The 13,996-nt window shown below is 54.9% G+C and carries 15 protein-coding genes; 7 read left to right on the top strand and 8 right to left on the bottom strand.

Annotation, left to right across the window (positions count from 1 at the left end; genetic code table 11):
- Positions 1-224: 224 nt before the first annotated feature.
- Together EGT74_RS05515 and EGT74_RS05520 are read right to left on the bottom strand one after the other, a co-directional pair.
- On the bottom strand, positions 225-860 hold the full coding sequence (locus EGT74_RS05515; protein WP_123845523.1) for a peroxiredoxin: 636 nt from the start codon (positions 858-860) through the stop codon (positions 225-227).
- A 192-nt stretch (positions 861-1,052) separates the two neighbouring features.
- Positions 1,053-1,640 (bottom strand): hypothetical protein, encoded by a 588-nt coding sequence (locus EGT74_RS05520; protein ID WP_123845524.1) that lies wholly within the window; start codon positions 1,638-1,640, stop codon positions 1,053-1,055.
- Between the two features lie 99 nt (positions 1,641-1,739).
- Between EGT74_RS05520 and EGT74_RS05525 the strand changes: the two genes are divergently transcribed.
- Complete coding sequence (locus EGT74_RS05525) at positions 1,740-2,744, top strand: helix-turn-helix transcriptional regulator (protein WP_158618014.1); 1,005 nt, start codon at positions 1,740-1,742, stop codon at positions 2,742-2,744.
- Between the two features lie 32 nt (positions 2,745-2,776).
- On the opposite strand, the gene EGT74_RS05530 is transcribed toward EGT74_RS05525, so the two are convergent.
- Positions 2,777-3,499: a LolA family protein gene (locus EGT74_RS05530; protein ID WP_123845526.1), complete on the bottom strand. Its 723-nt coding sequence runs from the start codon at positions 3,497-3,499 to the stop codon at positions 2,777-2,779.
- A gap of 87 nt (positions 3,500-3,586) precedes the next feature.
- Here EGT74_RS05530 and ade point away from each other — a divergent pair, with 87 nt between their 5' ends.
- Entirely contained in the window at positions 3,587-5,230 is a 1,644-nt protein-coding gene (gene ade / locus EGT74_RS05535) for an adenine deaminase (RefSeq protein ID WP_123845527.1), read from the top strand.
- Here the strand turns inward: ade and EGT74_RS05540 are convergent.
- Positions 5,216-6,307, bottom strand: coding sequence for an anhydro-N-acetylmuramic acid kinase (locus EGT74_RS05540; RefSeq protein WP_123845528.1), 1,092 nt, complete (start codon positions 6,305-6,307; stop codon positions 5,216-5,218). The genes ade and EGT74_RS05540 overlap by 15 nt on opposite strands.
- A 111-nt stretch (positions 6,308-6,418) precedes the next feature.
- Here EGT74_RS05540 and upp point away from each other — a divergent pair, with 111 nt between their 5' ends.
- Positions 6,419-7,072 (top strand): uracil phosphoribosyltransferase, encoded by a 654-nt coding sequence (upp, locus tag EGT74_RS05545; protein WP_123845529.1) that lies wholly within the window; start codon positions 6,419-6,421, stop codon positions 7,070-7,072.
- A gap of 202 nt (positions 7,073-7,274) precedes the next feature.
- Positions 7,275-8,297: a PorP/SprF family type IX secretion system membrane protein gene (locus tag EGT74_RS05550; RefSeq protein WP_123845530.1), complete on the top strand. Its 1,023-nt coding sequence runs from the start codon at positions 7,275-7,277 to the stop codon at positions 8,295-8,297.
- Positions 8,298-8,359: 62 nt separating this feature from the next.
- Here the strand turns inward: EGT74_RS05550 and EGT74_RS05555 are convergent, their stop codons facing one another.
- On the bottom strand, positions 8,360-8,971 hold the full coding sequence (locus EGT74_RS05555; RefSeq protein WP_123845531.1) for a DNA-3-methyladenine glycosylase: 612 nt from the start codon (positions 8,969-8,971) through the stop codon (positions 8,360-8,362).
- A 94-nt stretch (positions 8,972-9,065) separates the two neighbouring features.
- Here EGT74_RS05555 and EGT74_RS05560 point away from each other — a divergent pair, with 94 nt between their 5' ends.
- Both EGT74_RS05560 and EGT74_RS05565 read left to right on the top strand, forming a co-directional pair.
- Positions 9,066-9,839 carry an EI24 domain-containing protein gene (locus tag EGT74_RS05560; RefSeq protein WP_123845532.1) on the top strand — a complete coding sequence of 258 codons (774 nt, stop codon included), beginning with the start codon at positions 9,066-9,068 and terminating at the stop codon, positions 9,837-9,839.
- Positions 9,829-10,530: an SAM-dependent methyltransferase gene (locus EGT74_RS05565; protein WP_123845533.1), complete on the top strand. Its 702-nt coding sequence runs from the start codon at positions 9,829-9,831 to the stop codon at positions 10,528-10,530. The genes EGT74_RS05560 and EGT74_RS05565 overlap by 11 nt, the downstream gene beginning before the upstream one ends.
- A 38-nt stretch (positions 10,531-10,568) precedes the next feature.
- Here EGT74_RS05565 and EGT74_RS26840 read toward each other — a convergent pair whose 3' ends face one another.
- The 3 genes from EGT74_RS26840 to EGT74_RS05575 form a co-directional block, all read right to left on the bottom strand.
- The gene (locus EGT74_RS26840; RefSeq protein ID WP_158618015.1) at positions 10,569-10,733 is read right to left on the bottom strand and encodes a hypothetical protein; all 165 of its coding nucleotides are present in this window, start codon (positions 10,731-10,733) and stop codon (positions 10,569-10,571) included.
- 113 nt (positions 10,734-10,846) lie between these two features.
- Positions 10,847-11,242, bottom strand: a complete 396-nt coding sequence (locus EGT74_RS05570; protein ID WP_123845534.1) for a hypothetical protein — start codon at positions 11,240-11,242, stop codon at positions 10,847-10,849.
- 42 nt (positions 11,243-11,284) lie between these two features.
- Entirely contained in the window at positions 11,285-12,658 is a 1,374-nt protein-coding gene (locus EGT74_RS05575) for a M20/M25/M40 family metallo-hydrolase (RefSeq protein ID WP_123845535.1), read from the bottom strand.
- Positions 12,659-12,799: 141 nt separating this feature from the next.
- Between EGT74_RS05575 and bshA the strand changes: the two genes are divergently transcribed.
- Entirely contained in the window at positions 12,800-13,939 is a 1,140-nt protein-coding gene (gene bshA / locus EGT74_RS05580; RefSeq protein ID WP_123845536.1) for an N-acetyl-alpha-D-glucosaminyl L-malate synthase BshA, read from the top strand.
- The last annotated feature ends 57 nt before the right edge of the window (positions 13,940-13,996 follow it).

The raw sequence follows: 13,996 nt of genomic DNA on the forward strand, positions 1-13,996 counted from the left end.
AGGACGTTTATGGACCGGCTCCGTCATAAACCAGGGATTTGCAAACAGGTTCGGCACCCCAACCGGCTTTCGGCTCTTCAAATGCCCGCCCTATGTACATTCCCCTGCACATAAGGGCATAAAAAAAACGGGGAAAAATCCCCGTTTCGTAAAATCAAAAACCAACCATTAAAAAAAACGATGGGGAGGGGTTGGCCTCCCTTAATATGTTTACCCTTGCGGGATTATTTATTCGGCTGCGGTGTGGTTCTCAGGTAAGGCTTGATCACTTTGTGGCCTTTCGGGAACTTCGCCGGAATGTCTTCCGTTTTAACGGCCGGCACTACGATCACGTCTTCACCGTCTTTCCAGTCAGCCGGGGTGGCCACGCTGTAGTTGGCCGTCAGCTGCAGGGAGTCGATCACGCGCAGCACTTCATGGAAGTTTCTGCCGGTGGATGCGGGATACGTGATGGTGAGCTTGATCTTCTTGTCGGGTCCGATCACGAACAGCGACCGTACCGTGAAGGTTTCGGAAGCATTCGGGTGGATCATGCCGTAGAGATTGGCTACCGTTTTATCTTCGTCGGCAATGATCGGGAAATTCACGTCACATTGCTGCGTTTCGTTGATATCGTTAATCCAGCTCTTGTGTTTATCCAGGGGATCTACACTGAGCGCCAGTACTTTTACATTACGTTTGGCGAATTCGCCGTTCAGCAGGGCGGTTTTACCCAGCTCTGTGGTACAAACGGGCGTGAAATCCGCCGGGTGAGAAAACAAGATGCCCCAGCTGTCGCCGAGGTATTCGTAAAAATCTATCTCTCCCACGGTTGTTTTCGCCTTGAAGTTGGGAGCCGCATCGCCTAATCTTAAACTCATATTTCACCTGTTTATAGACACCAAAAATAGTAATTTCCTACAAATTTTATAGACTTTAAGGATTTTTTTTCAGGTTTTTTGGGCGAAAAGGGTCTATAAGGGCAAAAAAGCGGGGGACAATGGCGTTTTGGGGGATCGTTGAGCGGCACCATTGCCCCCCTTGGGAAACCTGGGGTTAACAAGGTATGGGGATCAGCGGCCGGTAGCCTGTTTCCAGGCGTAATAGGCCAGCGTATATTTCATGTCATCGTCGAGATTAGCTTCCGCACGGGCATCCTGCTCGTCAAATTCCAGCTCCAGGTAGCCCAGGTACAGTTCGTAGGTTTTGCTGAGGTTCAGCATGCACTGGTCTATCCGGCGGGCATACAGCTCCTGCGGCGTGCAGTGCTCGGCCCGGCGGATGTAATAACAGCTGTCGCCGGCGTACTCCATATAGTCGGTGCCGGGCTGGAACTGCGGCTTCGACAGGTAGAAGCGCAGGTTGTCGAACATCACGGCCTCGCCCAGCTGCGCCTCAAAATCAATCATTTCGGGTATCTGTTCCATGTTTTCCAGCTTCTGCACAATGGCCATCTGAACGGCCTCGCTTTTGTCCTCAATAGCCCGCAGCATGGTGTTGAGCACCTCGTAATTCGTTACAAAATCGCATTTCCGCCAGCCGTCTTCCGTCTGCAGATAGCCCCAGATGGTCAGGTAGTGGGAATCGTCCAGGATGATCTGGCCTACTTTGATGGCTGTTGCTTCCTCTGTTTGTGCGATGTTTACGGATACCTTTTTCATAGTAGCTGATTTAATAACGATACAAAAATATCCATGCACTGCGCAGGGGAACTGCGTAGTAAAATTGTTTTACTTTTATGCCGAAAAAAAACCGGTTACATGCCCAAAAACAAAGATGCCCTTTCCCGGTATCGCTGGATTGACGAACGATTACGCAACAAACGCCTGCCGAAGCCCACCCTCGACGACCTGGTGGAATTCGTATCCGGCAAACTCGATAAAACCATTGCGGTACGTACTATCCAGAAAGACCTGGAAGACATGCGCAACGATCCCGAACTGAATTACTTCGCCCCCATCAAATACAACCGGAGCTCCAAAGCCTACCACTATGAAGATGAAGGGTATTCCATCAGCAACAACCCGATCGACGAAGCGGATCTGCAGGGCCTGGAAGTGGCCATCGGCATCCTGGAGCAATTCCGCAGCCTGCCCGTGATCCAGCGCTTTGAAGACGCCATCCTGAAAATTGCGGCCAGCCTCAAAATGAACCGCCAGCAGCTCGAAAACCGCGGGCTCATCAAGTTCAGCAGGGGCAGCCAGTATAAAGGCGCGGAACTGATCCCGGACATCGTGGACGCCATCAAGGACCGCGAAGTGATCCGCATCGCCTACCAGAGCTTCGACCGCAAGGAACCGAAGGAGCACTGGGTGGAGCCCTATCACCTCCGGGAATACAACCACCGCTTCTACCTCATCGGCAAAAGCCAGAAAGCCAAAGGCGGCACGGTGCTGACGTTTGCGCTCGACCGCATCGTCAATACCTGGCCCACCAACAAACACTTCGATGAGAAAAACTTCGACGACGCGAGTTATTTCCAGCATGCCATCGGCATCACCGTGTCGTCTGAAACCCCGGAAGACATTGTGCTTTCTTATACCCCGCTGCAGGGCAAATACGTAAAAACACAGCCGCTGCACCCTTCGCAGGTTATCCTGAAAGATGACGACGAAGAATGCCGCGTCGGGCTAAAAATCGTGGTGAATCATGAACTGATCATGCTGCTGCTGAGCTCGGGAGGAAGGGTGAAAGTATTGCAGCCGCAGCACCTGGCGGATAAGATACGGGAAGAAGGGGAAGACATCATCAAAAGATATCAATAAAAAAAGCCGGGCATCACGCCCGGCTTTTACAATTATGGCTGCTTGGGTTTCTCGAATATTTTCTCGTCTACCGGCGGGTTGATCTGCACCTTGGAGAAGTTCATCTTCATCCCGATCGGTAACTGTTCCACCGTTTCGGCATATACGAATCCTTCCGGCGTTTTTTTGTAGTTGCTCAGCAGTTCGGTCACTTCCACTTCCTGCCCTTCCATTTTCTTTATGGTGATTTTTTTCGCGATGTGGTAAGTGCCCGCATCGAGGAAATAATCGGTGGCAGAGCCGTCCGTGCGGGTCAGCTTGATTTTGTAGAGCTCCTGGCCTTCGAGGGTTTCTTTCCCGACCAGTTCCGCTTTATTGCCTTTTGTTTTGTAGTCGTACAGTTCGCCCGTCAGGTCCAGGTCAACGGCCGCTTCTTTCACGGTGGCCGCATCCGCGTCTACCGGCGTGGTTTGCTGGTTGATGGGCATCAGCATCCATCCGGCGGTGGGCGTCATCACGGTGATGTTACTGGTACCCATCACGTCGAACTCCACGCGGATGCCTTTTTTATGGATAGTGATCACTTTGAGCGGAATATCGAGGCCCTGCATGGTCATGGTGCCTTCTGCCTGCTGTGCTTTAACGGCTTTGATCTTGTCGGCGCCGCCGAGTGCCTCCACGTATTTGTTCACCACTTCGTCCACCGTCTGCGCCTGTGCGCAGAACGCGGCGCCGGCGAGGATGAAAGACAGGGTTAACGTGCGTATTGCTTTCATAAAATGATTTTTGGTAAATGTGTCTTTGTTACTGTTACAAATGTATCCTTTTCCGGAAAATGGCAAAATCAATTTAGTTTTACGCCCATGAAGCAGTTCCAGGTAGCCGGCCATGTGGTAGACATTCCCGGCAAACGCAGTTATCCGGCCGTGGTGAACATATCCGACGGCCGTATCGCATCCATCACGCCCGCCGCGGACGGCACGGTGCCGCAGCGCTACATCCTCCCCGGTTTCATCGATGCGCATGTGCATGTGGAAAGCGCGATGCTGGTGCCGTCGGAATTTGCGCGCCTCGCCGTGGTGCACGGCACGGTGGGCACTATTTCGGACCCGCACGAGATCGCCAACGTGCTGGGTGTGGCGGGCGTGGAGTACATGCTGGAGAATGCCGCGCAGGTACCTTTCAAATGCTGCTTCGGCGCCCCTTCCTGCGTACCCGCCACGGTATTCGAAACAGCCGGCGCGGCCATCGGTGCGGAGGAAGTGGCCCAACTGCTGCAGCGGCCGGATATCTACTACCTGTCTGAAATGATGAACTACCCCGGCGTGCTGCATAAAGATGCGGAAGTGCTGGCCAAGATAGCCGCCGCCCGGCATGCCGGCAAACCGGTAGACGGTCATGCGCCCGGCCTGCGGGGCGAAGATGCGGCCGCTTATATCGCCGCCGGCATCAGCACCGACCATGAATGTTTTACGCTCGAAGAAGCGCTCGGCAAACTGCAGCACGGCATGCACATCCTCATCCGTGAAGGCAGTGCGGCCCGCAATTTTGAAGCACTGGCCCCCCTGCTGCAAAGCCACCCGCAGATGGTGATGTTCTGCAGCGACGACAAACACCCGGACAACCTAGTGGAAGGCCACATCGACCAGCTGGTGCGCCGCGCGCTGGCGAAGGGCTACGATCTCTACAACATCCTCCAGGCCGCCTGCATCAATCCCGTGCAACATTACAACATGCCCGTGGGCCTGCTGCAACCGGGCGACGCGGCCGATTTCATCGTCGTGTCCGACCTCCGGCATTTCAACATCCTCGAAACTTATATCGACGGGCAGCTCGTTGCCGCCAACGGCAAAACGAACATCGCGTCCGTTCCCATTACGCCGGTGAACCAGTTCAGCTGCGAGCCGAAAACGCCGCAGCAGTTCAGGGCGCCCGCCACCGGCGCCAGCGCCACCGTGCAAGTGATCGAAGCGATGGACGGGCAGCTGATCACCAACAGCCTCACCGCTACCATACCGGTTCAAGACGGCAACCTGGTAAGCGACACCGGTAACGACATTCTGAAAATCGCCGTGGTGAACCGCTACCGCAATGCGGCGCCGGCTATCGGGTTCATCAAAAATTTCGGATTGAAGGAAGGCGCCATCGCATCCACGGTGGCGCACGACAGCCACAACATCATCGCGGTAGGCACGGACGATGTGCGTATATGCGAGGCCGTTAACGAGCTGATACACTGCCATGGCGGCATCTGCGTAACCGGCAGCAACGGCAGCGAAGTGATGCCTTTACCGGTGGCAGGGCTCATGAGCGCGGAAGACGGTTACGCTACGGCGCAGCGCTACAGCGCGCTCGACAAAGCGGCCAAGGCATTGGGCAGCCGCCTCGACGCGCCTTTCATGACGCTGTCGTTCATGGCGCTGCTGGTGATCCCTCACCTCAAGCTCAGCGACCGGGGATTGTTTAACGGAGATACTTTTACGTTTGAAGATTTAACCCTCTCCTAACCACAGGGTGCCGTTCACGCTATCGCGCGAAGCGCCCGTCACGGAAGCCAGCACGTTGGGCTGCTGGCGCCAGCGCAGCGCGCCGATGAGCGCCATTACCAATGCTTCCTTGTAGGCGGCCGTCTGCGCATCGGGCACGAGCACTTCGATACCCAGCGGGGCGAGCTGTTCAGTGATGCTTTTCACCAGGCATGCGTTGAAAGCGCCGCCGCCTGTTACCAGCAGTTTTTTCGGCCCCTCTTTGGCAACCGGCAGGCTTTGCGCCGCGGCGGCGGTTTGTGCGGCGATGTGCTCCACGTAAGTGCGGAGTTTTCCCTGAACAGACAGGGTATGGCGGGCAATCAGCGGCAACAGGACGTCCGTGCCGAAGTCATTCGCGAGCGATTTGGGGAAAGGCTGGCTGTAATAGGGCTGGCTGTTCAGTTCCTGCAACAGCTTCGCATCCGTAACGCCGCCTGCGGCCAGCGCCCCGTTTTCATCGTATGCCTTACCGAGGGCGGCGGCCAGCGCGTCGAGCACGCGGTTGGCGGGACAGATATCGAAAGCGCGGAAGAGGTCCCCGTCGCGGGCGGAAATGTTGGCGATGCCGCCGAGGTTCAGCCAGTAGTCGTACCCGCCGAACAGCAGTTTTTCACCGATGGGCACGATGGGCGCACCCTGGCCACCCAGCGCAACGTCCATGGCGCGGAGATCGCTGATCACCGGCAGGCCTGTGACGGCCGCAATAGCAGCGCCGCAGCCGAGCTGGGAAGTGGTATGCTCTTCGGGGATGTGAAAGGTGGTATGGCCGTGGGAGGCGATAAAATGCACTTTATGATCGAGATTATGGCGGGCGATGAAATCCATCACCTCCCCGCCGATGTGGCGGCCGTAACGGCTGTGCAGCAGCTGGTATTCGCGCGCGGGCAGGTTGATGGCCCCTTTCAGCGCCTCCACCCATTCAGGGGTGTAGTCCCGGCATTCAGCGTGGCGGATGACGTAGGTCCAGGTACCGCCTACCTCGCTCAGTTCAACAAAAGCAATATCCAAACCGTCCAGCGAACTCCCGGACATCAAGCCTATAACATTGTAAACCATCCGGCAAATATAAAAAATGCGGGCAACGACTGCTGTATTTAATTCGTACCGTTTATTCAGTGTTCCTATTTGAAAAAGTGCTATTTTGGCAGCACTAAACGCAACAGGGCTATGATAATCAACTTAAGTGAAACCAATTCGCTGATAGGCGACTGGATGAGCGAGATCCGCGATGCTGAAATTCAGACCGACCGGATGCGCTTCCGCCGCAATCTCGAAAGGCTGGGAGAAGTGGCGGCATACGAGATCAGCAAAACCCTCACTTACGTTGACCGTGAAGTACAGACGCCGCTGGGTACGGCCAGTTGCATGGTGGTACGGCAGCAGCCCGTTCTCGGCACCATCCTGCGCGCGGGCCTGGCGCTGCACCAGGGGCTGGTGAATTATTTCGACAAGGCGGACCACGCCTACATTTCAGCGTACCGCAAACATAACCGCGACGGGAGTTTCGAGATCAGCCTCGAGTATGTAAGCTGTCCCCCGCTCGACGAGCAGGTGCTGATACTTTCCGACCCGATGCTGGCCACCGGCGCCTCGCTGGTGAAAACCATCGACCACCTGACGGAGTTCGGCAAACCCGCCCACATCCATATCGTAACGGCCATCGCCTGCACCATCGGCATCGAATACGTGCAGCGCAATGCGGACGCCAACATCAGCATCTGGGCCGGCGACATCGACGACGAGCTGACCGCCAAGGGATATATCGTGCCCGGCCTCGGCGATGCCGGCGACCTTGCTTTCGGCACCAAGATGCAACAGTAACAAATCACGTTTTTTTGCGTTCTAGTATATATAACATCAGTATTGGCGCTATCGGCAAAGTGTGGAAATCACGGAGGTAACAGTTCAAAATGAATCAGTTATATTGACCCAATATCATTATATAGATTTAATTTGAAATATGATAGTAATTTTGTACCTTCACATTATATAGTGTCCCTATATGCTTTAACCGTTGAAAGTGATGAAAAAAAAACTACTCCTATTAACCATATTGGCATTGACATATGCTTTTAGTCCGGTAAAAGCGCAGGACCCGCATTTTACCCAATTCTTCGCATCACCGCTGACACTCAATCCTGCATTTACCGGTTATTTCTCCGGCGACCTCCGCCTGGCCGGCAACTACCGTTCTCAGTGGCGCAGTATTGCTTCCCCTTATATCACCGGCACCGTTTCCGCCGATTTCGGGATCATGAAGAATGTGATTTCTTATACCGATACCTGGGGTGTGGGCATCCTGGGGCTGTACGATAAAACCGGCGCTGGTGCGTTGAACTCTTCTTTCGTGGGGCTCAGCACGGCTTACCACAAGGGCCTCGACGTGGAAGGCAATCATACGCTGGGCCTGGGTTTGCAGGCGGCATTCGTGCAGAAGCGCGTAGACCCGAGCAAGCTGCAGTTCGAATCGCAGTTCGGTGAAAGCGGCTACGACCCTGCTTTACCGAGCGGGGAAACACTGACCAACGTGAAGATTTCTTACATGGACTATAACGTGGGGTTGCTGTACAGCGGGCTGATCGGCGAATCGTCGAACCTGTACTTCGGTATATCCTATTACCATTTCACCCAACCGACCGAAACGTTCATGACGCAGGATAACAACCGGCTGAGTTACCGTTATACCATACACGGCGGCGGCTCTTTCCCGGTGAACGGTAACAACCGCATTCACATCAGCGCCCACTATATGCGCCAGAACCAGGCCGTGGAAACGACATTCGGCGGTGCGTACGGGTTTATGCTGAACGACATGCAGGATTCACCGACCATCTTCTATGTAGGTTCCTGGTACCGCCTGAAAGACGCCATCAACCCGTACATCGGGCTGGAGTTCAAAAGTTTCAAGGCCGGCCTCAGCTACGACCTGAACACCTCCACGCTGAAGCCCGCTTCCAATTACCGCGGTGGTACGGAGTTATCACTGATCTACATCATGACCAAAGGCGACAATAAAAAGAACGGCACCCTCTGTCCGAAATTCTGATTCCCTGTATCCACCTGTCTTATTGAAAAACGGTTGGCCGCTTCTGGCCGGCCGTTGTTGTTTTAGCGTGTGAGGCCCTTTCCTTTGCTCACCCAGGGGCTGTCTTGGATCCAGAAGCGGTAAGGCAGGTACGCATCGTCCATCGCGTACGCCACTCCCACGCGGGTGCCTGCCGCGATCTCCCGCGGGCGCAGGGCCGGCGCGTCTTCTATCCATACCGTATCGCCCGTCAGGGGCTGGCCGTTGAGGCGCGTGGTGATGCCCAGTGCCTTGGTGAGGCTGCCAGGCCCGGCGGTGAGTGTTGTATCCACCCGTGTTTTACCCGTGCGGGCCAGCATCACATCGATGCCTTCCACGGGCTCCAGCCCGCGCACCAGCACCGCATGCGGCACATCCCGGCCCATCACCACCACGTTGAACAGGTGGTGGATGCCGTAACAGAGGTACACGTAAGCCACGCCACCCGGGGCGTACATGATTTCCGTGCGGTTGGTGCGGCGGTTGTTCCAGGCATGCGAAGCCCGGTCGCCCGCCCCGGCATACGCCTCCGTTTCCACGATGCGACCCGATGTGCGCACCCCATTTATTTCAGTCACCAAAAGCTTACCCAGTAAGGCTTTCGATATCTTCAGCACATCCCCCCGCTCATAAAATCCCGGTTCTATTTTAGCCATACTGCAAAATATTATTAATTTAGTTTCGTTACATTCGTTGTTCCAGGTTTACTCCCGCATACCTTATTTCTGTCATACATAAAAGATATAACCTTTGTTTTCATTAAGAGAAGTATTGGGGGCCGTGCAATCTTACGGCAGGGCTCACCAGTTTATTTCACACCATCGCCTCTGGAAGTGGATCATTATTCCGGGCATCATCTATTGCCTGCTGTTCGTCACGGGCATCTATTTCGTGTGGGATTATTCCGGCGTTTTCATCGACTATGTGCTGAACCTGCTCACCCTTAAAACCTGGATCGAAGAGCTGCAGAACAGCTGGGTCAATTTCCTGTTCCTGCTGGTAGGGCTGGCGGTGCGCATGGTGTTCCTCCTCATGTATTTTTCGTTTTTCAAATACCTGTTCCTCATTATCGGCTCTCCGCTTTTTGCCTACCTCTCGGAAAAAACGGAAGCCATCATGCAAAACAAGGATTTTCCTTTCAGTTTTTCCCAGTTGCTGCAGGACGTGGTGCGCGGCGTAAGGCTTTCTTTCCGGAACCTGCTTTACCAGACGGTGTTCATGCTGATCATCGCCATCCTCGCTTTCATTCCCATATTGGGCTGGCTCACCCCGCTCATCGCGCTTTTCGTGGAATGTTATTATTTCGGGTTTTCGATGATGGATTACAGCTTCGAGCGCCGGCGGTGGACGATGCAGCAGAGCATCACTTACATCGGCCAGCATAAAGGCATGGCGATCGGCAACGGGCTGGTGTTCTACCTGGGTATGTTCATCCCTGTGATCGGCTGGATACTGGCGCCCTGTTACGCCGTGATTGCCGCCACCATTCATTTACAACAACAAAAGCTTCCCGATGTCCGGTAAAGTATACCTGATCCCCACCGTGCTCAGTGCCGATGCGCTGTTTTCCCTACCTCCCTACATCACGGATACCGTTCGCAGCCTGCGTATCTTTTACGTGGAAAACGAACGCACGGCGCGCCGTTTCCTCAAGGCATTGGATAAAAGTATCGATATCGATTCGCTGCAGCTGCTGCCCATGAACGAGCATGAGCCCCCGGACCTCGCCAAAACGAAACAGCTCCTGAAAGAAGGCCATTCCATCGGCGTGATCAGCGAAGCGGGATGCCCGGCCGTGGCCGACCCCGGCCAGCTGGTCGTAAAAGCCGCCCACGCCGCAGGCGCCACCGTTATACCGATGGTAGGCCCCAATTCCATGCTGCTGGCCCTGATGGCCTCCGGCATGAACGGGCAGAACTTCCAGTTTGTGGGATACCTGCCGGTAAAACCCGCAGACCGCGCCAAAGCCATCCGCGAGCTGGAAGCGGCATCGGCCCGTAAAGGCCAGACGCAACTGTTCATCGAAGCGCCTTACCGGAACAACCAGTTATTGAAAGATGTGTTAGCAAACTGCAAACCTTCCACGCAGGTGTGCGTGGCGGTAGACCTCACCGCACCAACGGAATATATCCGCACGCAAACCGTGGCGCAATGGGGGAAAGAGGGGTTTGATTTCCATAAAAGGCCGGCGATATTTCTGCTGTTTGCGGAGTGAGAATGATTCACTGCTACGAAATCCTGCAATGAGCCGGTTTAGCTGAATTGCCAGATGATTATTCCCATCAGCACGCCTGCCTTCACGATCAGCCCCGTTACACCGTGCCGGAATTCATACGCGTCATTGGCATACATTTCCCTGAAGCGCGGCCTGCAACCGGCCAACAACCACCATATGGCGGCGCCGATACCTCGTGACACCCCGCGATATAAGGCATCAAATATTTCTCTTAAGACCATTTCCAGCATAAAAAAAGAACCGGCCTGATGGTAAGTTACTCCATCAGACCGGTTCCTGCAATTACACAAAAATATCAGAACGGCACCTTCTTCCCGGTTGCCGGGTCAGTCACCGAAATAATGCTGTCGACGATATAAACACTGTATCCGCGCCAGGGGAGCGCACCCAGGTATTCCTTGTAATGCAGCTCCAGCACCTTCCCGCTGCTGCCCATCAGTTGCCGGGCGATCCTTTCATCGGTCACGGAAAACTGGAACTCGTTGCTCTGCACGCCGCCCAGGTTCTGAGGTTTGAACCCGGTCTGGATCAGCCGGCCTTCATAGGTTTTCCATACATAACCTTTCTGCACGAAAAAGTTCAGTTCTCCCGCTTTGGTGCCGCGGCCGAATACGAAGTAGTAGCGGTAAAAGAAGAAGATGGCAAAGGCCAGGAGCAGTATGCTCACGATGATTAAAATAAATCTTTTCATGTGGTATTGGTCTTTATTTGCTCAGCAACATCCCGTGGATGGCTATAAACCGTATTTGTCTACAAGATACACCAATGCGCCCATTCCCACGGCGCCCAGTTCCAGTTCTCTTTTGTTCACGGCTTCAAAGGTATCGGAAACGGCGTGGTGATAATCAAAATAACGCTGGGAGTCGGGGGAAAGTTCTGCCATGGGCGTACCCAACTGGTTGTGCAGGGGCGTGATGTCTACCCCGCCGCCGGGCTCGTCGAAGTCGTACAGCCCATAGGGCAGGAACAAGGGCAGCCAGCTTTTGATTCTGGCCCGTTGCTCCGGTTTCATTTCCATGATGAATCCCCGCGGGGTGAAGCCGCCGGCATCGCTTTCCAGCGCGAAGAGGTGCTTTTCATTGTTGGCTTTTGCCAGTTCGGCATATTTGGCGCCACCGCGAACACCGTTTTCCTCGTTGGCGAACAGTACCACGCGCAGCGTGCGTTTGGGGCGGATACCGGCGGCCTTGAAGGCGCGGAGGATCTCGATCGACTGCACGCAACCGGCGCCATCGTCGTGCGCACCTTCGCAAACGTCCCATGAATCGAGGTGGCCGCCCACGGTAATATATTCATCGGGGAATTCACTGCCTTTCAGTTCGCCGATCACGTTATGGCCGATGGTGTCCGGCAGCATCTGGCAGGTGGTGCGGAGAAACACTTTGGCGCTGGGATCGTTGGCTATTCTTTTGCTGAGCCGGTCGGCATCCTGCAAACCGATGGCCACGGCGGCTATTTTCGGGAAGGAATCGTTGTAGCGGGTGGACCCGGTATGGGGATGATTGTCGGTGCTGTGGCTCATCGACCGCACGATCACCGCCACCGCGCCGTATTTGGACGCCCGGCTGGGGCCCGCGCCGCGGAAACGCACGGCATCACCGTATGAATAAAAGGTTTTGACGAATTTTTTATTGAAGGGGTAGTTGTAGAACACGATTTTGCCTTTCACCTGGTCCTTCTTCTGCTCCAGTTCTTCGAACGAATGTATCTCCAGTACCGGCGCGGTCACCCCTTTCGGGCCCGTACCTACGGAATTGCCCAGCGCCAGGATGTTCAGCGGCGGCACAAAATCGCGGCGGTTGCTGATGATGCGGGCCTGTTCCTTTTCGCCGCGCACCCAGTGGGGCACTTTGCATTCCTGCGTGTACACTTTATCGGCGCCGGCCGCTTTCAGCGCGGCTTCGCCCCATTTTTCGGCTTTCACCATCTGCGGTGAGCCGGCCAGGCGGCCGCCAATGGTTTTGGTCAGCACCCGCAGGTTTTCGTAGGCGGTGCTATGGTCGAGTACTTCATTGCTGAAGCGCCGGATGGTGAGGGAATCGTCGTGCTGCGCCATGGCGAATTGCGCCACACAACAGGCTGCCAGCATAAGGAATGGTGTTCTCATAAATCGGTTTGAAGGTCAGTTAACGTAAAATTAAAACTACTAAATCCACCGTTCAACCCCAAATGAAGCTATCATGACAGAGCCGCCCGGCCCGTGTTTTTAAATTACTTACCTTAGCAATTCATAAAATCCACAATAAGGATGCGCATAGGAATCGTATGCTATCCCACTTACGGGGGTAGCGGTGTGTTGGCGACGGAACTGGGAAAAGCACTGGCAGACAAGGGGCATATGGTGCATTTTATCACTTACCAGCAACCGGTGCGCCTCAATGCCTTTCACGCCAATATATATTATCACGAAGTACAGGTACCCACCTACCCGCTGTTTGATTTCCCGCCATACGAAAGCGCATTGAGCAGCACGATGGTGGATGTTATCCTGAATCAGAAACTGGACCTCCTGCATGTGCATTACGCCATCCCCCATGCCTCTACCGCATACATGGCGCAGCAGATCGTAGCCAAGCAGGGCCGGTATATACCGTTCATCACGACATTGCACGGCACAGATATCACCCTCGTGGGCAAGGATAAAACCTATGCTCCCGTGGTGACCTTTTCCATCAATGAATCTGACGCGATTACCGCCGTTTCTGAAAACCTGCGGGAGGAAACCTTCAAGTACTTCCCCATTGAAAAAGACATTTCGGTGATCTACAACTTTGTAGACACGGCGCGTTTCGCGCGCCGCGACCTGCCGCATTTCCGCAGGGCCATCGCACCCAACAACGAAAAAATACTGCTGCACGTGTCGAACTTCCGGAAAGTGAAGCGCGTACCCGATGTAGTGAAAGTATTCAAGCAGGTGCGCGACGCCATGCCGGCGAAGCTGCTGCTGGTGGGCGACGGGCCGGACCGGCCGACGATCGAATGCCTGTGCCGCGACCTGGGCATCTGTGAAGATGTGCGGTTCGTGGGCAAACAGGAGCAGCTGGAAGACGTGATGTCGATCAGCGACTTGTTCGTACTGCCTTCGGAATATGAAAGTTTCGGTCTGGCCGCGCTGGAAGCCATGGCTTCGCAGGTGCCGGTCATCTCCTCCAATGCCGGGGGCCTTCCCGAAATCAACATCGATGGGGTCACCGGTTTCAGCAGCCCCGTGGGTGACGTAGACCAGATGGCCGCGCACGCCATCCGTGTGCTGGAAGACGAGAACCTGCTGGCCCGCCTCCGCAAAGGCGCACTGGAGCAGGCGGCCCGTTTCCACATCGACAATATCATCCCCCAGTACGAAGCGCTGTACGATGCCGTGCTGCAGCAGGCGCTGGTGAAGTCATAAATCGTTCCCGCTACAAGTTGACATACGGTCTGCTTATTGCAGGACATCATAAAAAAG

Origin of the sequence: Chitinophaga lutea (assembly GCF_003813775.1) — a bacterium.
In the GTDB taxonomy this organism is placed as follows: domain Bacteria; phylum Bacteroidota; class Bacteroidia; order Chitinophagales; family Chitinophagaceae; genus Chitinophaga; species Chitinophaga lutea.